The organism is Marivirga harenae (assembly GCF_030534335.1).
In the GTDB taxonomy this organism is placed as follows: domain Bacteria; phylum Bacteroidota; class Bacteroidia; order Cytophagales; family Cyclobacteriaceae; genus Marivirga; species Marivirga harenae.
Genome location: NZ_CP130565.1, coordinates 2419509 through 2444719 on the forward strand (window position 1 = coordinate 2419509; position 25211 = coordinate 2444719).

Consider the following 25211-nt stretch of genomic DNA (forward strand, 5'->3'; position numbering starts at 1 on the left):
TCTATTAGCAGCATTGATTTTTAGTTTAATTTAAGATTTTATAAGCTAATTTCATGTTTCAAGAGACCATTACAGTTGGTACAAGCATCAATAAATTGACACCAAGCTATCATTACCTTTAATTAATTCTTATAATATAATTTCTTCTCTTTTTTACCCTTATTTATAATGTCAAACATATAAGCAACTGAAATCTGTATCGCTTGATTTCTCGCTCGCAAATCATCCTGATATGCTATTACGTTAGTAAATCTTCCTTTTTCATTAGCCATATAGCTATGACCCCATTCATACCGAAAATCTATTATTAGTGATTGACCTGGAACTGGTTCTACCACTAACCCAGTTGAAACTATTAGACCAACTTGGACTCTGTTAAATTCCTCATAATACAATCCGCCAAATTTGGGGCTTGCGGGCTTACTATCAAAAATTATTTGGTATTGCAGTTCTTGCAAACTTTCTTCCTGCAGTTCTACAGACTTCAAAATGCCTTTTCCACCAAGCCAAAAATTCACATTTGGCCCAGCCCCTACGTACCATTTAAAGGATCTAGCCCCTAGTGAACCGTTAAAATCTAATTTATAAACAACAGGAGTATTTATGAAATGGTACTTAGCATAATTCTGAAGAGATGCATCGGTTATCCCATCTATTTTTTTTCCATTTTGAGCATACATGATATCAAGCTGAAGAGTAAATCTTTTTTGTACTTTTACAGCACCAGTAAAGCCTGCACTATACCCATAGAAAAGAGATTTATCATAATCCTCAGAAGCAAAATCATCATATTGTAACCATGAAGTCCTTGCGCCTGCCTTGGCACCGATATATACTTGAGCATCTATTTTTGAAATATTAAATAAATGTAAAACCACTAATGAGATAGTGATGAATACGGCTTTATAGCTGATTGTAAAGATACTTTTAGTGATTTCGAGTCTATGCATAAGCAGGAACGATTCCAACCCTAAAACTAAGTAATTGTGCACACTATCCTTTAAAAAATGCTGAAAAAATTTTTAAATTTGTTATTTAAGTAATGTTAATTGAGTATGTATTTAATATATTGTCATTTTTTATTATTCTAGTAGTAGATTTATAAAATTTTATAGAAGGAAAGTATAAAAGTCACCTCTTTTTTATGTCCAAGTTTATCTTTGCATGTTTATTTTTTCAACTTGTTACCGGACTTTCCTCAGTAGCTCAAGAGCTACCTGTTTATAATCATTTTTACTTGACTCCTTATTTATATAATCCTGCCGAAGCTGCGGCAAGTCCATATAGAAATATATCCTTGAATCAAAGACTGCAATGGATGGGTGTGGAGGGAGCACCTATGGTTTCCACCTTAACATTTGAATCGCCATTTGATTATAAAAAATACGGGTTAAGCGCCACACTAAGGAATTTTAGTCGAGGGCTTATAACTACAACCGATTTTTTAGCCACCTATTCCTATGCAGTCAATTTAACTAAATCCTCCTCAATCCGATTCGGAATTTCAGCTGGTGTAACTTCCAATAGTATTGATTTTTCTCAAATTCAGGACTTAAGCGATCCCGCAATAAATAATTTTCTGGACAATAATGTGCAACCGATTTCCAATGTTGGATTTAAATTGGAAACCGCTAGTGGTATTAATATTGGAGCCGCTTTGCCAAGACTCTTTAAACTGCAGTATGCCAATACACAAAATTTTGAAGCTTTCGAAATATCGCCCTTTGAGGAATTCACCATCATGGCTTATTATAAAAAGCCTGTAGATTATAAACTCGTTACTAGAAGAACTGGTCGGTTTAAAAGAACTGTCAAGTTGGAGGATGTGTATGCTCCCTTGCAGATTTATGCGCTTTATCAGTATTCTCAATTTGATGGGCAGAGAATAGAATTGCTGAGTACTTTAAATTTCAATGAAATTTTCTGGATTGGAGGATCCTATAGGCTTAACTACGGGATGTCAGGAATCGTAGGTTTCAATATGCAGAAACTGTCTCTAAGCTATGCATATGAACCTTCAAGTAAATTAGTTGATGGAATTGCTAACGGTTCGCATGAAATTCAACTTAACATCAAAATAGGTGATAAAATCAAAAGGCTAGTCGAAAGACCTAAATTGAAATCTCTAGAAAGAACAGAAGAAAGAGCTCCAAGATTTTCCAGTCAGGATGTACAGCTAGGGGGTGATGAAGGTGAAATTAAAGATAAAAAATACTATGTTGTTGTAAAAGAATTTAATGATTTCAATTCCGCTGATCTACTAGTGAAAAAGTTGAAAAAAGATGAAGATATCACAGCAGATATATTTTTCAACAAGCAAAATGGAGTTTATTATGTATATATTTATGAAACTTTCTCCAGAAGAGAGGCAAATAAAGAGAAGAGTACAGCAGAAGAAATAACCAATTTTAAAAACATTAAAGTCATTATTGTGGATGTTAATTAATGACGCTTAAATCCATGTATGGGCCTATATGATGAAATTCAATCCAAAATATTATCTTCTATTATTTTTTGTAATTGTTGCTAATGATGTATTTGGCCAAAGCTCATTTATAGAATCTGTTGATCCAAAAAATGGATATGCAGGCCAGATTGTAAATATCACCGGTGTGGGTTTAGAGGATGCTAATAGAGTTTTTTTTGGTAGTGTTGAAGGAGAAATAGTGAGTGTAAGCGAACAGCTAATAGAAGCAAAGGTGCCTAGTGGTGCTACTTTTGATAATGTTACTGTTTTAAATTCTACTACTCGTTTATACTATAGCGGTGAGCATTTCATCCAAAGCTATGGAGGGGAACAAGGCTTGGAAAGTACGGATTTTGATCCACAGATTGATATCTTTGCAGAAAGTGGTTTGTATGATGTAACGATCAGCGATCTCGATGGTGACGGTAAAAATGATATAGTAGGAGCAAATTCAAATTCTAATTTTGCTACTGTATTAAGGAATCTAAGTACTCCTTCAAATATAAGCATGGTGAAAACCAATCTTAATATTGGAACACCTGGATTAAATAATACAGCTGGTGATCTAAATGGTGATGGTAAACCAGAAGTAGTTTTCACTGAAGGAAATGATGGGAATAGATTACTAATCTTAGTTAATTTCAGCACTCCCGGCAATTTTTCTTTTACGCTTCAAACGCTGACTGTGGCAGGTGCTTCAACTAAACGGGTCGTAATTAAGGATATGGACCTCGATGGAAAACCAGACCTGGTTGTTTCAAATCAAACAGGTAATAAAATTTTTATTGTTAAAAATACATCAAGCGGAGGAAATCTTTCCTTCGATAATAATATTATTGAGCTCACCGTAGGGAATGCCGGTAGTACCGCGGGTTTGGATGTGGAAGATTTAAATGGAGATGGGAAGCCTGAAATAATATCAAATCAATTTCTCACCGATGGGGGAGGCTTTTATGTAGCCACTAATACCAGTACGCCTGGGAATTTTAACTTTGAAAGCTTTGTTCAGTTTAATACTGCAGGAACATTTGTAAACCTAAAAGTTGGTGATGTAAATCAAGATAATAAACCAGATATCGTAGCCACACTCTTTCTGAGTTCTTCTGTTGCAGTTTTTATTAATCAAACAAATGGAACTGGAAATCCCCCTCAATTTAGCTCCGCTCAGAATTTATCTTCTGACCTAAGGCCATGGGGCTTAGATTTTGGAGACATGGATGGGGATGGAAATATGGATATAATTGTTTCTACCATTGGTGCCAACAAGAGTGTTAATGTTTTGAATAATGCGGGCTCAGGAGGACTGAATTTCCCCAAGGTTTCTGTTCCCGTAACCTTTATCAATAGAAATATTAAGGTAGCGGATATTGACGGAGATAGTAAACCCGATATAGTTTTCTCAAGTGTGGATGATGAGAGCAATAATATATTGGCTTCAAATATTTCAATACTGCGAAATAACAGATGTATTACCCCTGTCATCACTCCCGAAGGCCCAATCAATTCTTGCCAAGGAAACCCTGTTGTGTTAGAAACTCAAGATATAGATGGTTTAACTTATGAATGGCGTCAGGATGGATCTATAGTGAAATCAGGAACCGAAAACTTCATAGAATTAGATGATATTTCAGAATCTGGGAGCTATACAGTGTCTATTATTTCTGACGGAGGGAGTTGCAACGAAATGTCTGATGCCATAGAGGTTAATATCTTATCCTCTGGATCCTTAGCAAGTGCAGATATAAGTTCAAATGATCCAGTATGTACCGGAGGTACTCTTACCTTAAATTCAACTGATGTAGGCGCAACCAAATATGAATGGCGTGGACCGCAAGAATTTTCTGCAACTGGAATAAGCGTTAATGTTGATAATTTTAATGTCAATAAAGCGGGACGTTATTTTCTTGATGTTTATGCGGGTTCATGTGTCATCGAAACCAAGAGTATAGTAGTGGATGTCATTTCTGCTCCTAAATTTTCCATAGCGCGTACTGGAGCAGGAACCTATTGCCAAGGAGAGACAGTTGTCCTAAGCATTTCGCCATTTGACAATGATTTTGCATACCAATGGTATGAGGGTGCTAATCCAGTTTCAGGTGAGACTTCCGAAAGCTTTAACCCGACTTCTTCTGGTAGTTACTATGTGGAGATCACCGATCAAATTAATACTTTTTGCCCGAAGGTTTATTCTGATACGCTGGAAGTTTCCTTTTTAGAACCGCCCCAAGTTGATTTTGAGTTTGTTTCCAATGTTTGCCTTAATGTGCCTGTTTCTTTTTCGGATGAATCAATTGTAGCAGATCAATCGATTGCTCAGTATGTATGGGATTTTGGGGATGGAAATGTTTCAAATAATCAAAATCCTACTCATGCTTATAATGAAGCTGGTACTTTTGAGGTTTCTTTAGAAGTCTCGTATGACGGATTTACTTCTTGTTCTTCACAATTTTCACAGCAGATTACTGTAAATGCTGCACTTAATGCAGTTATTAATACTTCTGCCACTTCTATTTGTGAAGGAGATGAAGCAGTGCTTTCAGTGGATGGTAATTTTCAATCTTACCAGTGGGATACCGGAGCCACTACACCAACAATTTCTGTAAATGCAGGAGGTACTTATTCAGTAAATGTCACAGATCAAAATGGATGTGAAGGCTCTGCTAATATTTCAATAGGGACTTTCGCAATTCCTGATGTGGAATTATTTGCTTCCGCTACTTCCGTTGGTACCGGTGAGACGGTTTCAATATCTGCTTCCGGACTCAGTGACTATGAGTGGTTTGCCGATTCGGTATCTTTGAATATTACTGATGATGAGATAGAATATACTCCAGAAGTAAGCACCTTGATAAGAGTGGAAGGCTTTGATGAAAATGGTTGCTTTGGAAGCGCTGAAATATTGATTACTGTTGATGAAACTGATGTAGGAGATAGGTTAGTTCCGATGAAGTTCTTTTCACCCAATAACGATGATATTGCGCAGTTTTGGGAAGTGGAAAACATTGAAAGTCTGACTCAGTGTGGAGTTGAAATTTATGATCAAAAGGGAAACAAAATTTTTGAAGCTAAACCTTACAACAATGACTGGGAGGGCACAGCTAATGGTAGCCCTGTCCCAGATGGGGTCTACTATTTTGTAATCAGGTGTGACGGAAGTGGAATAGCAAGATCAGGTAGTATTACATTACTGAGATAATAAAAGACATCTTGCTATTCTTCAGCTAAAACTTTTGCTTTTTCCTTTTCAAATTCTTTTTGAGTGATCACTCCATCTTCAAGTAACTTCTTAAGTTGAATAAGCTTCTCATATTTTTCCATATTGCTTTCTGTAATCGAGCGGGTATTATTGAATTCTAACGGAATGAGCTGAAAATTATAGTAATTGTCATACTGGGTAACGGCTCCGCTTGCAATATCAATTCCCCAAAAAAGTGGATTAAAGAAATTAATTATGGAAACGGTATTGAATCTAGCGTCCAATTCATATCCAAACTTTTTGTATCCGTCTAGCTCAAATTGTATTTCCTTTCCACCATAAAGCAAGGCATCTAATTCTCGATCAACTTTCACTTTAGCAGGAGTTACTCCTAAATTTTGCCCGTCAATTACAATTTTTGCTCCTTGCGGATTCGAATCAATAGATACTTTTTGCTTTGTACCTGTGAAAATGGTTGCGCAACTTGAGCAGGCAATCAAAGCAACAAAAAGCGAAATAGCGTACATTTTTCTCATGGTTTGTAATTTAAGAGGTGTCTAAATAGTTTATTTCTAAATGAGCAAATTTTATGCCTTTCAGCTTGAGTTGAGAATTTTATAATGATATTAACAGATGTAGAGGATGGCCTTCTCGCTAATTTTCTCCGTAAAGCAAATGCTCGAGTTGAGTATTGTAATCATATTGCAAGTCTTCCTCCATTTTAGAAATCGTTTTTCTAATAGAAAGGACCAATCTTTCGTACAGATTATGTAAAACCGTATTTTCCTTAATGGAAGGAGATAGAGTCAGCAACTTTTGGCAAAAGTACATAAGTAATTCAACTTCAGTAGTTTTCTTTTTGGAGTAACGTATGTATTTCCTGGTGATCCTAAGCACTTTTCTTACTGTTTTCTTCATCCAGTAATAATTTTGGTTATTGATTTCAGAGAATTGTAGGTCGATTTCAGTTTTTACCGATTGGATATAGCCTTCTTCATCAGAAGCTTCAAAGAGGAGATAGGTGAGGAGTTCTTTATTCTCCTTTTTAAATCGGGATAAGCTTAAGCATAAAGATTGCAGGTCTTCTTCTGATTTGTGTTGTAATTCCTTTTTGATTTCTGATAATGTAGCTGCTTTCATTTTACTCATGATTTATAACGGCAAGCAACAAAATCATTAGCGGATTAAAATGCTACTATTAAAGAGGATTTATTTTTAAGAGTTTTCTAATTCTACGCTCGCTTTGCTCTGGTCATTAATTGATATTCTCTTCTATAATTATTACCTTAATAGAATATGAAGAGTCTTTTTGTTTTATTGGGACTATTTTTTCTTTTTCAGTCATGCATCGAGGATGAAGATTATTTTGTAGCAAATGGTAGAGTTGAAAGGATCATTAATAGAGATGGAGTGGCTGGTCAAACTGTTAAATTACAAGTATTGCAATACTACGAATCAGGACTCCTAGGCGGTAAAAGAGAAATTGATCACATAGATGTAACTACCGATGCCAATGGTAATTTTAGCGCTTTGATGAAAGACGCTTCTAATATCTCCATCTTTGCCCCTACCAAGCAAACAGATACTTCAAGCGGTTATGATGGCGTGTTTGAAGCATATGATAGTGTTATTATAAAAATAAATAGATTCGTAAAATTGGAAGTTTCTGTTAAAAATACTTCTCCCTTTGATTCTAATGATTATTTGCATATCTCGTTATTCTCTAATACAAGCCAAAATTTCATGACTGAAGTTGAAAATTTCGGAGTAAATAACATTCATCATCCAGCCGATGGAAGTGGTCTTGTAGCCTGGGATGAAACGTCATGGGTAGGGAAAAATGTAAATTCGGTTGTATCTTATAATGTCCCTGAAAATTCTACGGAAGTTACAATAGTATGGACAAAACGAAAAAATGGAGTAGAAACATCTGGTGTCAGCGAAAATATTTCTCTGCAGTCTAATCAAGTTAATTCCTTCACATTTGAATATTAGAAAGCTGAAAAGCTGCGAAAAGCTCAATTACTGATCTTAAGGTGAAGTTGAAAGAGAGCAAATACACAGCTAAATTCTCTGAGTATTAGACGAAAGCAACATGCTTTTAAAACAAAAAAAGCTTCAGTAGAGATACTGAAGCTTAATTTTGTGGGCCCACCTGGACCACACTAAAACCTTATTTAAAACTGATAATCAGTTGCTTATGATTTGAATGGTTTAAAAGGGCACGAATAGGGTACTAAAAATTTAATCGTTTTTGTTGCCAAATATCGGCTCTGTTTGAAGCTAAAACTGTCAAAGAACGTTTCTTTGTTATACTAAATATACGCAAAAAAGGGCAAATTTTATGAATAAAAGGCGGGAAAATTTCTGGATTAGAACCTAAAAATTTGGCTTAATCTGTAAGGTATTCCTGGACTGTTTCAGCATCTATTCCAGTGTAATCTGCGAACTCGGAAACGGTTATGAGCTGGTGCTTTTCTTTTCCTCTTCTTTCCCGAATCTTCTCTAGTAGCCTTCTTCCGGTGCGTTCACTCTTACCTGTTATGCGCTGAATGTCCTTTGGGTATATGACGGTTCTTTTTAAGATCATTACTTCATACTTTATCTATACTTTATCCATAAGGATGCTATACACTAATATAGCCAATTTCTTGAAAGCTTTAACGACAATAATTGCCAATTAAGACAACACGACCTTTAACGGAAGTCCGTTTTTGACAAACGCTATTTGAGAGAATACTTTGGTGGCTCATCAAATATTTTTTTCAATTATGGCAAGACAAAAAGGAATTATCAAACTTAAAGGAAAGATCGGAGATTTGTCTTTCTACAAAACGAAAGATGGCTACTTGGCTAGAGAAAAAGGGGGCATTGACAAGGAGCGTATGAAGAACGATCCAGCTTTCCAACGGACTCGAGAAAATGGCGCTGAATTTGGAAGAGCTGGAAAAGCTGGCAGGCTTTTGAGAACTTCTGTTCGTCCTTTGCTTTTGAAGGCGGCTGATGGTCGAGTGGCCAGCCGAATGACTCGAGAAATGGTGAAGGTCGTGAAAAGCGATACATCCAACGATAGAGGCGAAAGAACGGCTACTGACGGTGATATTGAATTGCTGAAGGGCTTTGAGTTCAATCAAAGTGGAAAGCTGAATGCCACCATATATGCGCCTTTTACGGCTGCTATTGATCGAGCAACTGGGGAAGCAACGATAAACATTCCGGCTTTTATTCCGCAGAATACTTTTGCTGCTCCTGGAGGGGCAAGTCATATGCGTTTGGTGTCAGCTGCAAGTAAAGTAGATTTCGCAGAGGAAACATTCAGTCTGGGTACTGATGAAAGCAGTGAGCTAGCCATTGGACCACAAACTGAAGCGGCTATCACTTTAACCGCCACAGTTCCTTCTGGTGGAAAAGAACCGATCTTTTTGCTCTTTGGTGTAGAATTCCTTCAGGAGGTGAATGGGACAATGTACCCGCTTAAAAATGGTGCATACAATGCCCTTGCATTGGTGGAGATTGACAATACTATTCCTGGACCTTTATAGAATTAGGAAATGAGTTTTGAACTTATTCGAAATTATAGGTCAAGCGGAACCAATGGAACTTTAAGGTATGGCAGTGAAAAAATCTGCCATACCATTGAACTTCCTTGGAAGGACAATGAAGTAAATGTCAGTTGCATTCCTGAAGGTAGATACCTTTTGGAGAAAAGGATTACGCATGAAAGGGGATTTCATCTGATATTGAAAAGTGTTCCAGGAAGGAGTTGGATTTTAATCCATCCTGCTAATGATGCCCGAACAGAACTGGAAGGCTGCATTGCACCAGTCTCGGAGCTAACAGGAATAGGAAAAGGAAGTCGATCGGGTGAAGCCACGGACAGGCTTTTGGAAATCTTTGAAGAGGCTCAAGAGAAGCAGAATCATATTTACATCACGATTAAAGAGAAATCAGCTATGAATATTTTAGAAAGGGTAAAAAAGCCCACTCCAAATTTATTTAGAAAATTGCGGACTGTCGGTTTGGTATTGGCAGCTGCAGGCGGTGCCATTCTAGGTGCTCCAATCACTTTGCCAGCTGGATTGATTACAGTTGCAGGATATCTGACTGTTGGCGCTAGTGTTCTGACTGCGGTCAGTCAGGTGACGGTGGATGATGAGGTCAAAATACCTCCACTGCCTGAGGTAAAAAACAAAGGAGATGCAAGTCCACGGTAAGGCTGGCACAGCTGGTGGAACAATCCTTACGGTGCTGGTCAATTTGCAAAGTGCTGATATTATCAAGACTTGCATTTTGGCAGCTGTCGGAGCATTAGTTAGTTTTTGTATGTCCTTGGCCATGAAATGGGTGGTCAAGAAAATCAAGAAGAAAGGCCGTAGGTGAGCACTACGGCTTTTTTTTTCAATTTAGCATTCCTATTGAATTACTATGGCGTTGATTGCATTTAATAATGTAATCAAGAATCAAAAAGGCTTAACGAATCTTTTCATTCTAAATCATTGAGTAATTTTTTTTACCCTGGGGAAATAGTAGTCTTAATTAATGAAATTGCTTTATAAGCTTACTTTTAAAAACCTGCAAAATCTATTGTTTTTATGACCGTATAAAATGAGCTGATTATTATCATTTAAATAAGTTGCTTGTGGTCTTATTGTAACATCTGTTTGGTCGCTAGTCAATAAAATATCTCTAGACAATTCACCTGATTCATCAATTTTTACCAAAACAGCTTTTGTGTCAACCATTTTTCCCGTAAAATTTTTATTGCTTTTTCCTATATTGGTAAATAAGCAATAGATAGAGCCATTTAACTCTGTGATATAGTACGAATTTGATAAAGTTTCGAGCGCTGTTGTTTCCTGAGCTTTTTCAATTCTATAAATTGATTTTATTGTACCATCCTTTTGTATGTCAACTACAGCAATATCGTCAGTGTGATTTACGATTGAATAACTTGCATGACCTGGAACAGATTCTTTTTTCTGCTGATTTACGGTCCTCTCTCCGCTTAAGATATAACCCCCATCCTCTTTAACTATTAGGTCTTTTAATGTAAATCGGTAGGCATCATATTGATTATCATTGGACATTAAACCATTTGATTTATCCTCAATATTACTTGGTTTCTCAAAGCCATCAGTTAGGATTTTTTTATCTAGTTTTATGACATTACCTGAATCATTCAGCCTCATAACTGCAGCTCCTTCTGGTGTAGTGGTTACCTTTGGACCATAAAAGCCCGCAACGATTAGTCCAGTTTGACCCGTGATGAAATCTGCACTAATGAAGAACTTACCAGGAACTGTCAGACTAATGTTGTCTGTTTTTCCGTTTTTGAATAGCACTAATCGAATTTCATAGTTAGCGGAATAAGATAAGCTCTTACTTGATGACAGCAAACCATTTCTCTTTAAGTCAGTACTGTTTTTAAGATTCTGATTATCAGAAAAATAACGAGTTAGCAGATATACGTCCCCTGTGTTGCTCACTCTAAACTGATCAAGTTGATAAATGCCATCGGACATATCTAAAGTACCATTCCAAGTTCTAATTTCCATCATGTTTTCATCAAAAACAGAATATCCAAAACTCTGTATATAACCTTCTGAATCTACCAAAGTGTAATTGATGAGGATTTTTGATTGGTCTGGAGATACTTCAAATGTAAAATTTGCATCGTCATACTTTAAATCACGTGTATCAATTGACAGGACTTTTTCATTTTCTTTGATTAACTCCTGTTTATCAGTATCCAATGAATAGGAGCCTAAGACAATTTCATCTTTATTCTGAAAAGAACTGAAAATCCATAAATTGTCATTAAAAGAAACTGCTTCCGAAAACACCCCTTCCTTTTTACCATTTCTAAATTCAAGAGGTATTAATTTTTCCATTTCAGAATTGTGATTGACAAATCCAATACTATGAAAGCTTGCTCCACCCATCATGGGAACTGAGAGGATACTTGAATATGGAATTAGTAAATAATAAGTACCTGCCTCGTTTGAAAAAACAGGTTTAGCATCAGCCCATAAAGTTTGACTTTTTTGTTTGATCATTGGGCCTGCCGTAGCATCCTGAGAAAAAGCTGATTTGCTTCCAAGCAGGAAGATTACTGCCATTAAAATATACTTCACTTTCATATTTTTTGATTTATATAAACAGTAAATAAAAGTAATTGATGGCAATAACCAAATAGAAATATATAATTTCATTTAAATGATTGGTTTATGTTATGACTCCCTGATGCAAGCAAAAAAATAAAAACCTGGCAGGCAAAACCCACCAGGCAATAAAACTAAAACGGCAATGGCGAGAAATTAATCTCAAACCACAAAAACCGAAGGAAATAATAACCTTCAGACTGAACACGAAACCGCGTTAAACTAAACGCTGGACGAAGACGAACGTACGCCACCAACCACCGGCTGGCGATGCGCACTCTAAAAATTAATTTAAACATAGTGCGCATCCACACAGGACCGGTGAGATAGATGCAAGAGCAGCACATAAAAAATACTTCCGCCATCTGGCGGAGGAGATTTTTTTTGTAGCCGGCAAAGCGAACTCTTGCATCTTTCTCATCCGCATGCCTGTAACTTTCACTATGTTTGGATTGATTTTTTCACTGTCCTGGCGCAGCGAAATTGGCTCGAAGCTTAATAGAAAAGCAAGCAATCTTGTAGGAAATCAGCTATGAAAATCTTCCGATTGACACCAACTTATCCTTTAAGCTTAGTACTAAGTTTTTCAGTCGAACTCAATATAAATCTCCTGTTTGACTAAAATATGGAAAGTTTTAGCGTGAAATCACAGGTGAGTACTTAACTCTAAGAAAAAGTTATTGTCAGATCAGAATCAATGTTAGATTTAAAAGTTCCTTTTTCTTTAATTAAAATACACATTAAGCAGGATTTGGGCCGTGCTTTGCCCACACTTAGACTTATATTAGTTTTGTCAGTTTTCAAAAAATCTTCTGACCAGAATTTTATTCAGAGATATTGTTAAAATATTCCTGCAAGTTAGAGTGTTATTCTAAACATTAAATTGGGAGTAAGTCCCAATCCTTTTTCTTTTACTTTTTGAATTTCCTCCGATTTATTGATAATGTAGTACTGGTTAACAACATTTGTTTGATCAGTGAAATTCCATAGGGCAAAACCGACTTGCGTCCGAATCTTATCACCCATCATGAAATGATATTTAGCTGATAAGTCAGGACGAAGATAATGTCCTAATCTACTGCTATTTGGTGTTTGATAGTTAATACTTCCATCGCTGATAGGAGATAAATTTTCTGGTTCAGTTATAGGTCTGCCACTTTGATAATTTAGTCCAACTGAAAAGTCTAATTTGTTCATGCTATAACTGACACCTAAAGTTGAAGCATGTCTAATATCAAGATTGTTCGGAAATTGGCTAGGTCGTAATGATTTAAAATCATATATATTTTTTGAATAGGAATAGGTGGTCCAATAATTAAGATCTTCTATCCTATGATTAAGTAATATATCAATACCTCTAGAAATGTAGCTCCCTGAACTTCTTACAAATTCCAACTGATTTTGAAAACCCTGGCTAGAGGTAATTATTCCGTCCACTTGCTTTAAATAGCCTTCAACACTAAGCAATATGTCATTTTTCTTGTAATGAGCCCCCAGTGAAACTTGTCCACTGGTTACTATAGGTATGTCATCCTCATTGACCAGAACCCAACGTCTTTTCTCCACACCTAAGAAATCTGTTTGAAAATCTATAATTTGGGTGGTTACCTGACTCTTAGCTTCTCCTAATAATTCGATTGTAATATGATCCGTTATGAGTTGATTAAGAGCGAAACGAGGCTCGAAGCGAAACTTATTAAATTCTTCAAAATAGTTAACTCTCAATCCAAATCGACTCAATGTCTGACCACTACTTGAGTTAAAGGCGATTTCTGTAAATTGTCCATGAATGTTAAGCACTTCCTTAGTGAACTTTCGGAAATTCGGATTATTCAAATCATCTAGATTACTGACCCCTATTTCATTAAATTGATAACCAGTTTGCAATTTGAAATGATTAGATAATCTCATATCTAATGAGGATTTTACACTGACATCCAATACTTGGTTTTCTTGAAGAAAACGCTGGTTATTTGGGATATCGAAGTTTGTGGAGACTAAATTATAGGAAGAAACAGCCAAAGAAGAGGAGCTTGTCACAAAGTCACTCCATACACGTTCGTATTTGACAGTTGCGCCTCGATTTGACTGTTGGAGTTCACTGTTTTTTGATTCTTGCCTGACAGATGGTGATTCACTTTCCTCGTATCCTATCTGGTTGAAAATGTTTATGTAACTTATTCTTAACTTATCTCGCCTAGAAATATCGTACAGTAATTTGCCACTGTAGTCGTAGAAATAAAAATTTTTGTTTGTGGCAAGTGTATCCGTTCCACTCACAAATTTTGATACCTCACTATCTCTAAAGGCACGGTCAAAATAATTACTAAAGGTCGGAGAGTTAACCACTTCGGCAAATGATCTCCTAGCAGAAAAATGTAGTCCTATCTTGTCACTTACAGGTATTTTTAGATATGCATCTGCATTTAACATATTGATTCCTGCCCCGGCCTCAAACTCTTTATCTACCTTATCAAAGGTTTTCAGATCTATTATGCTGGAGATGCCTTCACTATATTTTGCAGAACTTCCGTTTTTTATTAGGCGAACTTTTTGGATTAAATAGGGATTAAAAGCCGAAATCAAACCAAAAAAGTGACCTGTCTTATACATTTTAATACCCTCCCATAATATCAAATTCTGATCGTTTGTACCACCTCTTACATTAATATCCGACACTTTTTCATTTATACTATGGATACCTGGCAACTTTTGCACAGTATGTAGAATATCGGGCTCAGTTAGGCCAGGGAGGATTTCTGTTTCCTGGAGATCAATACTTAGCGAACCGTCTGCTTTTTTGTCAATTCCTTTTACTAAAAAGTTCTGAACAGTAACTTCTTTAAGCATAGTAATAAGAGGTGCAAGACCTATTTTCGCACAGTCTCCCGCCTGAAGTTTCGGCACTGCTATCTTTTTCGATTGGTATCCCAGGTATTGAACTACTAAACTGTCGCCAAATGTAGCATCTTTAATTAAAAACTTTCCGTATTCGTCAGATATGGCAATTCCACCTTTAATCATCACTGTAGCTCCTTCCAACACCTCTTTAGTCTCAGCATCAAATAGGATACCACAGAACGTTTGCAGATTTGAATCAATTTTAAGGATGGTTATGAATCTTTCATTCAGAATTTCAAATTTGAGATCAAAATTTTGTTCGATCTCTGCTATACAAATTTCTAATTTTTCACAAGAAGGATATTTGTCGAGGTGTAAGTCTCCTATATGGTCATCAACATAGCTAAATTTTACATCAAATGCCTGTTCAAGAGAATCCAGCACTCTATTCAAGGGTATGGGTTTATCAGTTTGATCGGCAACCTGTCCTAAGCATTCATTAAAACTGAAGATGATGCTTAAACTAGATAGTACTACATATATTTTTAAACTAATTTTCACTAGTTAAGATTATCTCTTTACCGTTAATCTTGTATGTGAGATTCAAAGGAGCTGTAAGTGCTTTTAATGCCAGTTCAAGGTCATTATGCTGAAAACTGCCCGTAAATAAGACCGTGGTATCAATTCCTTTAGTGGTCACTTCTACATCATACTGCCTTTCTAATTCAGCTATGATGTAAGAGTAAGGCAAGCTGTTAAAACTGCTTTCATTTAAGAGCCATGACGGGCGATCCTCTAGCTTAACATTTGACACTACAGCTGCCCTATTTAGAGCACTAAACATCTTACCAGCAGTGAGAATTTCTTTTTTACTTTCATATTCTACTTGAACTTTTCCTTCAAAGCAAACTATTTCAAAATATTCATCCCTTATTTTTACATTAAATTTTGTTCCTAAAACGCTTACTGTACCCAATGATGTTTCGATATCAAATTTTGAACCTTTCGTCACCTCAAAAAAGGCTTCCCCCCGCAATTCAAGACTTCGATTATTTTGCCAACTAAAAGAGTTGTAGTTTAGATCGCTTTGAGCATTCATTAAAACTCTTGATGAGTCAGGAAGGTAAAATTCCGACTGATTTGCCAGCTCCGTTTGTAAATGGACTGTTGACACGGAGTAGAAAACTCCATAACCAATCACTGCTATTAATAGTACCGCAGCAACTTTAAGCAAGGGTTTAACCCAATTAAAGGAGACAATTTTAGCCCCTTTCAATTTAGACTTTACTTCCGCATATTCCTCTTCAGAGTTATAGTCAGGTGCCTTAAAATATTTAAGATGGTCATCAATTTTCTGAAGGTCAGTATAATCTTGCGTTTTTTCAAACGCTTGGCGCTCTTCTTCAGAGAGTGTTCCTTCTAACCATTTTTGTATGTAGTCTTGCTGTGTCATAGTTTCTCATATATATAACAGATGAGTTTTAGAATCTCCTACCCAAATTCTTCAATTTATAACCCGTCCACTTTTTCTCTTATCAAACTGAGTGCTTTGTATATCCTTTTTTCTACTGCTTTACGTGAAATTCCCAACATATCAGCGATTTCCTGATGCTTTTTACCATCGATACGATTGAGTAAAAAAGTTGCCCTTAAGTCTTCACTGAGGGAATTGATAGCATTTTGTAAAGTTTGCATGTACTCATCTTCCTCCAATATGAATTCTGGAGATTCTACTGTATAGCTTTTAGGCTTAATATCTCTGAATTTCGTAGCTGTTTTATTCTTTGCAATATCATTGAGCATATGATTATTTGCCACTGTAAAAAGAAAAGACTTTGCTTTCGGGTAACTTACCTTTGCGCAATTATTCCATAATTTAACAAAAGCTTCCTGAACTACGTCTTTAGGATTTAGTGCTTCGCCAAATTTGTAATAGAGAAAATTATGTAAGTCTTTTGAGTATTTAGCAAATAGTTCACTGAATACAGATTCCTTGCATACATCTAGATTTTCTTCTGGCAGTTGGCTTTTTAGCATTCTTATCTAAAGAAGTTAATTTTTTTTTAAAAGTGTTAATATAAGTGAAGATTCATTTTTTTGTAGGAAAATCCTAATTTAGCAGCTTTTGTAGTGTAATAATGATGTAGCTTTAAAGACTAAAAAAGAATAGGGATAATTTTATTTTTTGGTAGGAATTTATCATGTTCATCTGTTCTATTAGTGTAGGCCAAAAAACTACGCCATCATGAAATATTTAGGTCAATTATTTTCTATATTAATTTTGAGTCTCATTTTCGGCCTTTACGGTTGTCAAGAAGAAGCGCAGGAAATAGTTACTCCTATGCCTACGGAAATAATTTCACTTGAATCAAAAAGCGGAGAGTTTCTTTTCCGTATTAGTCAGCAGCAGGGATCTGGTGACAATATAATTGATGGTAGCAGTTGCACTTCAATTGTATTTCCATTTACAGTTATTATCAATGGAGCTTCAGTTGAAATTACTTCAGAAGATGATTTTGACCTTATTGAAGATATCATTGATGAGTTAGAAGATGATTCGGATAATATTGAAATTCAATTCCCCATCGAGGTTTCTCTACCTGATAATACCGTGGTGACTATAGCAACTATGGATGAGCTTGAAGACCTACTTGATGAATGCGATGATGACGATGATATTGAGTGTTTGGATATTGTTTATCCAATTACATTTTCCATTTATAATCAAATAAGAGAACAAGCTAGTACAACCACCATAGAAAACGATAGAGAACTTTATCAATTTCTTGATCAGATAGAAGATAGTGAAATTGTAAGTCTTATTTACCCAATTGATTTGGTCTTATTTAATAATGACATGATCAGCATTAACAGCAATCAAGAACTAGAAGCAGCCGTTGAATTATATGAAGATAGTTGTGACGAGGATGATGATGATCATGATATAGATGTTACTGAACTGAACAATATTTTAAAAGAAAGCATTTGGATGGTGGCGAAGTATGATTCTGCTGCTGTCGATAAATCCGGTTTTTTTATAGGTATAGATATCAGTTTTCTAGACGACAATATATTACTTGCAAAAACAGACTCAGAAGAAATTGATGGCGAATGGGAAACCAGCGGTGATGACGGATTTTTGCAGCTTTCCACTGAATTTGATTCGGACGGTAACTTAAATTTACTTAACAGAGACTGGAAACTTGAACATTTTAACAATGACTCTATAAAGATTACGGCATTGGATACTGATGAAGTAATTAATGTTATAATGACTGTTAAATGAAAGACCATTGAAGCTAAGAATCAAGCTATGGGTAAGTTTGAATATTCCTGCAAATGATCTGCAGATATTGAATGGTGGTACTAAAAAGCAATTTTTTTCATCTGAAGTAAATGGCGACCAGACCCCTCTTAAATAAACAGTGCAAGACCGAAAAGTCTTATTAACAGCAAATAAAGTAAATCAACGGATAGGGAGATCAAAACTGATCTCCCTATTTTTTATTCAGGGGTAAGACTAATAGCCACTAAAAAAAAAGCAAATAATTTTAAATATTAGGTAGGAGTTTGATGAGCTTATCTGTTTTATAATTAGTGAATGCAAAACAAATAGTTCGAAATCATTACAAGAGCATTTTAGCAATTCACCATTCATTAAAAAAACAATTTTTAACTAAACAAATAATAAGATGAAAATGAAGCCTAGTTTTATGAATTTAATAATGAGGAGTTCTATGTTTGCAATAGCATTGGCTATTGGCTTATTTCTCCAAAGCTGTAGTCAGGAAAATGTGGACGTTGCGGATGCACAGGTGGCGCTACAAATGAAAGCACAAACTAATCAATCGGTTGTTAATGCTAGAAGCAATAATACAGGATATGTATTCACTGAAATACTGCTTGGTGTTACAGAATTAGAGTTTGAAACCCTGGAAGAAGCTGAAACGGAAGATGAAGAAGGTGAAGATGAGCAGGAAGAAGTGGAATTTGAGGGAGAGTTTATTGTAGACCTCATTAGAGGAACAAGTACCCCTGATTTTGGTGTGGCTGAGATTGCACCTGGCATCTATGAAGAGATCGAAATTGAAATGGAACCAATCCTTGAGGGAGGGTATTCAATTTTTGTTGGGTTTGATTTTACTAACTCGAATAATGAAGTTGTTTCTGTGGAATACGGCAATAGTGATGAGCTTGAGTTTGAAGTGGAAAACGAGACTGGATTTGTCTTGGATGGAGGTGCTTCAAACCGAATGTTAATTTTGCTAAATTTAGACACGCTGTTTTCAGGAATTGATTTAAATACAGCGACAGCCGACAACGATGGTGTCATTAGAATCAATGAATCTTCGAATGTTGATATTTTAGAAGCAATTGCCTCAAACTTAGACCATATCTTAGATGCTGGTGAGGATGATGACGAGGATGGAGATATTGACGAGGATGAGGAAGAGGAGGAAGAGGATGAAGATACAGAGGATTAAGAAAAGCAATTAAAGTAAATCAACAAAAAGGGAGATCAGTTTTGGTCTCCCTTTTTTTATTCAAGTACAAGGCTGCAATCCAATTTTTGTAAAAAAAGCAAAATAATAGGGAATGTGAGGTAGGAGTTTTTAGAGCTCAGCTGTTTTATAGATTGTGAAGAGAATAGGTTTTTAAAAAACTAATTGCCGAGGCCCTTCAGAAATTCTAAACCAATTTTAAACAAACAAAATTTAATCCTTATGAAAAATTATTTTAAGTCAATCCCAGCATATTTCGTAGCTTCAGTACTCATTTTTAGTGCATGTAGTGAAGATGCAGAAACAACTCAGCCAACGGTGCAAATGCAATTTAATACAGTTAATACTGCCGCATCTGTCCCTTCTAATTCACGTGTAGCAGCAAACTCGCTTGAATTTACTTCTGGTTCTATTACTTTAACCGAAATTGAATTTGAAGCAGAGACGGACGAAGGGGATTCAGTTGAAGTAAATATTCAACAAAACGTAGTGATAGATTTTGCTACAGGAGCAACAAGCCCGGACCTTAGTAGTCTCGTTTTCCCAGCCGGAACCTTTGCTGAAGCACGTGTAGAATTAGAATTGTTAGATGAGAATGAAATACCTTCAGTTTTATTAGAAGGGACATTTATAGATAGTAATAATGAGTCACATCCAGTTAGATTTGAATTTAACTCAGGTGAAACATTTGAGGTTGAGAAGGAAGGTAGTATTACTTTTTCTGCGGGAGCAAATGCGGTTGCTGAGGTGACCTTCGACCCTACTGTTTGGTTTGCCGGAGTAACAAGCGGCATGCTAGAAAGAGCTACAAAAATAGAAGGCGTGATCGTTATCAGTGAAACTAGTAATGAGGAGATTTTTGATATTGCTGCAGATGGCCTAGACCTAGCTACCGAAGTAGAAATTAAATTTTGATAAATTTCAAATTCTCCAAATAAGAACTGGTGAGGAACACTCGGCTAGTTTAAATAATTCATCCTAAAAATTGTCAACTTATTTTAGGACGAGACAAAAAAATTGGAAAGGCCGCTGTTTAAATAATCAGCGGCTTTTTTAGATATTATGGTTTTGTGTCTATGAGGGCACAAGCGAGACGCTTGCGCCAGCGGAGCCTTGGGAGCCTAAAAGGCCGCTTCCTTTTGCTTTTTTACCTCTTTATCTGCTTAACAGAAAAAAAGCAAAAGCTATGAGGGAAGGATTGTGCGGGTAAGTGTTAGTCGTCATAAAAAAGTGTGCTATTCATTTTGACCTTTAGTACATATTTTTTTGTTTTGTGCCATCAATTTGAGCGTACTACTGAAAATGGTATAAAACTTAAGTTGTTAGTGCTAGCGAAAGCAGCTTATAACCAAAACCCACAAAGTGAATATTATTGACTTGAACTCACCCGGGATGATTTCACTTCTATAAAGTATTCATTTGTGATTTTTCATGGTATCGGAAAATTGGTATTAATAAATTTTCTAAAACTAATAAAAGATAAAAATGAAGAATTTAATATTCAACTATACTCTGATTCTGTTATCAGTTTTTCTAATCGCTTCATGTAACAATGAAGAAAAAGTTTTACCGAAAACTGTAGTAGAGAATACAAAATTTAAAATGTTGAAACTTGAGGACAATATAGTTTCTTTTGAAACGATGGATGACTTTAGTGAATTTTTACAAAAGGCAAATGAAGAAGAAAAATTCTTAGCTGAATTCAAAGAGCAGTTTACTGGATTTAAATCAAATTATGAGGCTTATGAGGCAATCACGGCTTCGCAAGTTGAAGATATAATTTCAAATCCGGCAGCATATGAATCGTATGCGAAAATTGTTGAGAATAATGGTGAAAAGTATTTAGAGCCAATTATAGATGATGCTAACATCAGGACTGTTTTGAATGAAAAAGGGATTTTGAAAATTGCCAATAGGTATTATAAGTTCACTTATGAAACTGTCTATATATCCAAAGATTTTTCCGATTTGGATGCAGAAAACTCAATGCGAACAGCTAATGTTGAGACCATCGATGTAGTTAGAGGTAATGGTGATACAATGCGTAGACCAAACGAAGACTGTAGACAGGATTACCAAAAGAAAACATGGCTTAGAACATTGGATTGTAGATTCAGAGGTAGACTTTGGACTACAAATATTGGTTCTCTGTATAGTGGGATAGGCGCAAATACAACGCACTATGTAAAAAAAGCAGGTATTTGGTACAGAGACAAAGCGCCAATGCTAAGATTAAAATATGATGTTAATTATACTCAGTCTACCCCATATGGAAATATTCCTTTAACTGACTCGTTTGACTCAGGTGAAGAAAATGATGTACGGAGAATTGACGAAACATTCGAATTTTGTCTTAATGCTAGTTGTGAATTTAGCTTTGATGATGCTACTTCATATCATTCAGGTAGAGGGGATGCAGGAAATAACTTTTGGAGTTGTAATTTAAATATATAATGGCTAAAGAGTTATATAAATTAGGAGGGGGCAAGCATATCATCTTGCTCCTTCTTTTTATAATGTGTTTTAGTTTTCTTAAAGCCCAGAATATTCAAATTTCGGGTTATTTAACAGAAGAAGAGTCAAATCAGCCAGTTCAGGCAGCACTCTATTTAAATCACCAAGATGAAGGACTAACAAGTAATAGTTCGGGTTTCTTCACCTTTCCTTGGCAGGCCCATCAAACCTTAATTTTAGAAATATCTTCTTCAAGTCATGAGAGGAAGGTTATTAGTTTCAAGCCGAAATCGGATACTCTTATCTATATTAATATGAAAGCCATAACATTGGAAGAGGTAGTGGCTAAAGCCAACAAAACTGAAGTAGCAAGAAGTTCAGTCAGTATGGATATTGAAAAGCTTCGATCAATACCACCAGTAATGGGGGAAGCTGATATTTTAAAAACGTTTACCCTTTTTCCTGGTATTGCAGCCGGTAACGAAGGCACCACAGGCTTGTTTGTAAGGGGTGGTACACCGGATCAAAATTTACTATTGTTGGATGAAGCTGTAATTTTTAATCCCTCTCACTTGCTGGGTTTTATATCGGTTTTCAATCAAAATGCTATTGAAAGTGCTACGGTTTACAAAGGAAACTTCCCTTCAAAATATGGTGGACGTTTATCTTCCATAGTAGATGTTGAAATGAAGGATGGAAGCGAAAGTGAGGAAAGAAAAGGGAGCTTAAGTATTGGCTTGTTGAGTTCCAATATATTTCTTTCAGGGAACAGAGAGAAATTCAGTTATATGCTAAGTGGCCGGAGCACTTACCTTACTCTCGCTTCTATTCCTAATAAGATAAGATATACCTATAGACAGACCGACAGTAAGTTTAATTACTGGATGGAAGATGTAAATGCTAAAATTAACTTTGAACCTATTGAAGATCACAAGATGACTTTTTCAGTCTACCAGACAGGTGATTATTTCACTACAACAGAACGGGATATTCCCTTAACCAATGAACTTCATATCGATTGGGGAAACCAATTGGTTAGCTTAAAGCATACTGGCTTACTTAAAAATAATTTCATTATTGAAAATTCTTTTACTTATTCCCGATACAAATATCAGTTAGAAGCGCTGCAATCCAACGAGCAGAATATAGCAGTTGATACTGCTTTTGCTAATAGTTCCGCCACTCATAATGTTTCATTAAAGTCTCAATTAAATAAGGAAATTAATCAGAAACTAGCCTTAGATATCGGGCTTCAGCAACAATATTATTTCTTTAATCCTCGCTTTTATAATAAGACAATAGATAATACTGATTTTGGTGCTCAGTGTCTGTGGAAGACGGGCTTGTTTCTGGATTTAAAATATGATGTTTCTGATTATTTAATGATTAATGGAGGTTACCGGCACTCTTTTTATCTCTCAGGATCAGATTTTTATACCATTCCTGAGCCTCGAATTTCCATTGATTACCAATGGAGCAGTAATTTAAATTTGAACTTAGGGTTCACCAAAATGGCCCAGCCTATTCATTTATTAAACAGCAGTTCTGGTTTACCCAATGACAATTGGGTTCCGGCAGGTGAAAATATTCGTCCTGCTATTGCTTATCAAATCAATGGCGGGTTTTCAAGAGCTATTCCTTCTTTAAATGGGGAGTTTTCCATGGAGGGATATGCTAAAAGAATGAATGATTTAATTGATTATCCTTATGGATATAGCTTTTATGGAATAGCTGCAGGCCCTTTAGATGAAATTGTAGAAAAAGAAGGGATAGGTGAGGCTTATGGTATCGAGACCTATTTTGAAATGCAAAAGGATAATTTTTCTGGATGGTTGTCTTATACTTATTCGTTCAATACCCGCCAATTCGAAGGAATAAATGAAGGCACCCCATATTTTGCTAATTTTGACAGGAGACATGATTTGAGTTTATCAGTAAATTACAAAGCGAGTCAAAAATGGAACTTTAATGCGGTGTGGAATTTGCAATCAGGCAGACCCTTTACAGCCCCTAGTGCCATTATTCGAAATCCTGGAGGGCTTGAGCAAGTAGTTTATGGACCAAGAAACAATAGCCGTTTACCGGTTTATCATCGTCTTGATTTAGGAGCAGAATATAGTTTTACAAAAAAAGACCGCGACAGGAAATGGTCATTTGGGATAATTAATGCCTACAATCGAGTGAATCCTTTTTATTATCGGCTTTTTCCAAAAATGGTCGGGACTAATTCAAGTGGGACAGTTGATTACTTTGAAAATCAATACACGGGTCAGGGCTTTCTTCCATTTTTACCCTATGTTTCTTATCAGTTTAATTTGTTTAAAAACAGAAAATGAGAATAGGTATTTTTAATGTTTTATTATTTTTCTTCATCTTATCATGTGATACTAATGTCGATTTTGAAGGAAAGGAATATCCAACAGAGCCAGTAGTTTATGCTCATTTGAATGCAGATTCGACTGTAGAAGCTCGAATTAGCTATTCTGCGCCAGTGAGAGGGGAGTTCGCATCTAACCGAGAAATCAATGATGCGAAAGTGGTTTTGATAGAAAATGGAAAAGACAGTATTCGCTTAAAATTAATTTCGGAAGGGAAATATCAGGCAAGCTATATTCCTGATTTGGAATCACACTATAAGCTATGGGTAAAAACTGATTATGGTAGTATGTTGTCAAGTACTGTTCAAATACCAGTGAAGCCAAGCGAGCTCTCTTCAAGTTTAGAGCCCTATCAAAAAGGATTTTATAATTATACTGATTTATTAAGGACGAAATGGGAAGTAGGGAGGCAGAAGCCACAATTTTTGAAGCTGCAAGTAGGTTATGCGGATTCAAAGCAGTTTCAATCTATCCGGATTACTTCTGTAGAGGATGCGCTTATTTCTGCATGTGGGGGCTTTGATGCCTCGGACGGAGGAAAGTTATATTTTATTGGAGATGTAAGTATGAATGGCCAAAGGTATGAATGCATTGAATCTGATTCCTTAGAAATGTCGGTAGCCTTTAATAGAGATTCTGTACCCGAAGGAAATAGGGATTTATTAGTGAAATTTGCAACAACTTCCCCCCAATATCATGAATTTGAAGCGCAATTAATTGACTATAGAGCAATAGATTTGTTTTTTGAAGAGCCTGTCCCTCCCTATACAAATTTTGATAATGGATATGGATATTTTGCTGCTTTCAATGAAGTGACTATATCTTTGAATTTATAGTCCTTCTCTGCTTATGGCTTATATGGAGTGTTAAATAGAGATGAAAAGGTAGAGGATATTTAGTTTTCAAATTAAAAAAGCGCTGCATCCCCATCTAGCGCTTATATTTCAACCAAGACCTTATAAAGTCATTGACTTGAAAGAAATTGTTAATAAAGACAAGTAGTTTCTTAAAAGCTAAAATTATTTCTTGGAAACTACTCAAATATAGAGAGTGCCCAATCTCTATTGGATTTAAACATCCAGAAAAAGTCTAGACCTGATCTTGCTTTCACTTGATGTAACGTTACCAGAGCATCACTGATTATTTTTTATTGAATGATAAAAAACAAAAAAGCCCTAAATCGTAAGATTTAAGGCTTTTTGAGTTCAGATG

The 25211-nt window shown here is 35.8% G+C and carries 21 protein-coding genes; 13 read left to right on the top strand and 8 right to left on the bottom strand.

The annotated features are described in order from the left end of the window. Positions 1-122: 122 nt before the first annotated feature. A complete protein-coding gene (locus Q3Y49_RS10425) occupies positions 123-950 on the bottom strand; it encodes an outer membrane beta-barrel protein (RefSeq protein WP_303268096.1) in 828 nt (275 codons plus the stop codon). A 194-nt stretch (positions 951-1144) separates the two neighbouring features. On the opposite strand from Q3Y49_RS10425, the gene Q3Y49_RS10430 reads away from it, so the two are divergent. Further along, a complete protein-coding gene (locus tag Q3Y49_RS10430; RefSeq protein WP_303268097.1) occupies positions 1145-2446 on the top strand; it encodes a PorP/SprF family type IX secretion system membrane protein in 1302 nt (433 codons plus the stop codon). Between the two features lie 28 nt (positions 2447-2474). After that, a complete protein-coding gene (locus Q3Y49_RS10435) occupies positions 2475-5663 on the top strand; it encodes an FG-GAP-like repeat-containing protein (RefSeq protein ID WP_303268098.1) in 3189 nt (1062 codons plus the stop codon). Positions 5664-5677: 14 nt separating this feature from the next. Here the strand turns inward: Q3Y49_RS10435 and Q3Y49_RS10440 are convergent, their stop codons facing one another. Together Q3Y49_RS10440 and Q3Y49_RS10445 are read right to left on the bottom strand one after the other, a co-directional pair. Next, positions 5678-6199 carry a PEGA domain-containing protein gene (locus Q3Y49_RS10440; RefSeq protein WP_303268099.1) on the bottom strand — a complete coding sequence of 174 codons (522 nt, stop codon included), beginning with the start codon at positions 6197-6199 and terminating at the stop codon, positions 5678-5680. A gap of 118 nt (positions 6200-6317) precedes the next feature. Next, complete coding sequence (locus tag Q3Y49_RS10445) at positions 6318-6812, bottom strand: hypothetical protein (protein ID WP_303268100.1); 495 nt, start codon at positions 6810-6812, stop codon at positions 6318-6320. 147 nt (positions 6813-6959) lie between these two features. Here Q3Y49_RS10445 and Q3Y49_RS10450 point away from each other — a divergent pair, with 147 nt between their 5' ends. Further along, the gene (locus tag Q3Y49_RS10450) at positions 6960-7658 is read left to right on the top strand and encodes a hypothetical protein (RefSeq protein ID WP_303268101.1); all 699 of its coding nucleotides are present in this window, start codon (positions 6960-6962) and stop codon (positions 7656-7658) included. 397 nt (positions 7659-8055) lie between these two features. On the opposite strand, the gene Q3Y49_RS10455 is transcribed toward Q3Y49_RS10450, so the two are convergent. Beyond that, positions 8056-8253 carry a hypothetical protein gene (locus Q3Y49_RS10455; RefSeq protein WP_013452568.1) on the bottom strand — a complete coding sequence of 66 codons (198 nt, stop codon included), beginning with the start codon at positions 8251-8253 and terminating at the stop codon, positions 8056-8058. Between the two features lie 181 nt (positions 8254-8434). Here Q3Y49_RS10455 and Q3Y49_RS10460 point away from each other — a divergent pair, with 181 nt between their 5' ends. The 3 genes from Q3Y49_RS10460 to Q3Y49_RS10475 are packed head-to-tail and all read left to right on the top strand — an operon-like array spanning position 8435 to position 10043. Beyond that, positions 8435-9205, top strand: coding sequence for a hypothetical protein (locus tag Q3Y49_RS10460; RefSeq protein WP_303268102.1), 771 nt, complete (start codon positions 8435-8437; stop codon positions 9203-9205). A 9-nt stretch (positions 9206-9214) separates the two neighbouring features. After that, the gene (locus Q3Y49_RS18750; protein WP_367892447.1) at positions 9215-9877 is read left to right on the top strand and encodes a DUF5675 family protein; all 663 of its coding nucleotides are present in this window, start codon (positions 9215-9217) and stop codon (positions 9875-9877) included. Further along, positions 9861-10043 carry a hypothetical protein gene (locus Q3Y49_RS10475; RefSeq protein WP_303268103.1) on the top strand — a complete coding sequence of 61 codons (183 nt, stop codon included), beginning with the start codon at positions 9861-9863 and terminating at the stop codon, positions 10041-10043. The genes Q3Y49_RS18750 and Q3Y49_RS10475 overlap by 17 nt, the downstream gene beginning before the upstream one ends. A 170-nt stretch (positions 10044-10213) precedes the next feature. Here Q3Y49_RS10475 and Q3Y49_RS10480 read toward each other — a convergent pair whose 3' ends face one another. From Q3Y49_RS10480 to Q3Y49_RS10495, 4 genes are all read right to left on the bottom strand, one after another. Further along, positions 10214-11797, bottom strand: coding sequence for a hypothetical protein (locus tag Q3Y49_RS10480; RefSeq protein ID WP_303268104.1), 1584 nt, complete (start codon positions 11795-11797; stop codon positions 10214-10216). A gap of 885 nt (positions 11798-12682) precedes the next feature. Continuing rightward, positions 12683-15226 carry a TonB-dependent receptor gene (locus Q3Y49_RS10485; protein WP_303268105.1) on the bottom strand — a complete coding sequence of 848 codons (2544 nt, stop codon included), beginning with the start codon at positions 15224-15226 and terminating at the stop codon, positions 12683-12685. Further along, entirely contained in the window at positions 15216-16118 is a 903-nt protein-coding gene (locus Q3Y49_RS10490; RefSeq protein ID WP_303268106.1) for a FecR family protein, read from the bottom strand. The genes Q3Y49_RS10485 and Q3Y49_RS10490 overlap by 11 nt, the downstream gene beginning before the upstream one ends. Positions 16119-16174: 56 nt before the next feature. Beyond that, entirely contained in the window at positions 16175-16702 is a 528-nt protein-coding gene (locus Q3Y49_RS10495) for an RNA polymerase sigma factor (RefSeq protein ID WP_303268107.1), read from the bottom strand. 208 nt (positions 16703-16910) lie between these two features. Here Q3Y49_RS10495 and Q3Y49_RS10500 point away from each other — a divergent pair, with 208 nt between their 5' ends. The 7 genes from Q3Y49_RS10500 (at position 16911) to Q3Y49_RS10530 (ending at position 24835) form a co-directional block, all read left to right on the top strand. Next, entirely contained in the window at positions 16911-17951 is a 1041-nt protein-coding gene (locus Q3Y49_RS10500) for a hypothetical protein (protein WP_303268108.1), read from the top strand. Positions 17952-17958: 7 nt separating this feature from the next. Beyond that, complete coding sequence (locus Q3Y49_RS10505) at positions 17959-18087, top strand: hypothetical protein (RefSeq protein ID WP_303268109.1); 129 nt, start codon at positions 17959-17961, stop codon at positions 18085-18087. Between the two features lie 315 nt (positions 18088-18402). Beyond that, positions 18403-19149, top strand: coding sequence for a hypothetical protein (locus Q3Y49_RS10510; RefSeq protein WP_303268110.1), 747 nt, complete (start codon positions 18403-18405; stop codon positions 19147-19149). Positions 19150-19389: 240 nt separating this feature from the next. Continuing rightward, positions 19390-20082 carry a hypothetical protein gene (locus tag Q3Y49_RS10515; RefSeq protein WP_303268111.1) on the top strand — a complete coding sequence of 231 codons (693 nt, stop codon included), beginning with the start codon at positions 19390-19392 and terminating at the stop codon, positions 20080-20082. Positions 20083-20652: 570 nt separating this feature from the next. After that, positions 20653-21621: a hypothetical protein gene (locus Q3Y49_RS10520; RefSeq protein ID WP_303268112.1), complete on the top strand. Its 969-nt coding sequence runs from the start codon at positions 20653-20655 to the stop codon at positions 21619-21621. Further along, complete coding sequence (locus Q3Y49_RS10525; protein ID WP_303268113.1) at positions 21621-23957, top strand: TonB-dependent receptor; 2337 nt, start codon at positions 21621-21623, stop codon at positions 23955-23957. The genes Q3Y49_RS10520 and Q3Y49_RS10525 overlap by 1 nt, the downstream gene beginning before the upstream one ends. After that, positions 23954-24835, top strand: coding sequence for a DUF4249 family protein (locus Q3Y49_RS10530; protein ID WP_303268114.1), 882 nt, complete (start codon positions 23954-23956; stop codon positions 24833-24835). Before Q3Y49_RS10525 ends, Q3Y49_RS10530 begins: the two co-directional genes overlap by 4 nt. Positions 24836-25211: the final 376 nt, after the last annotated feature.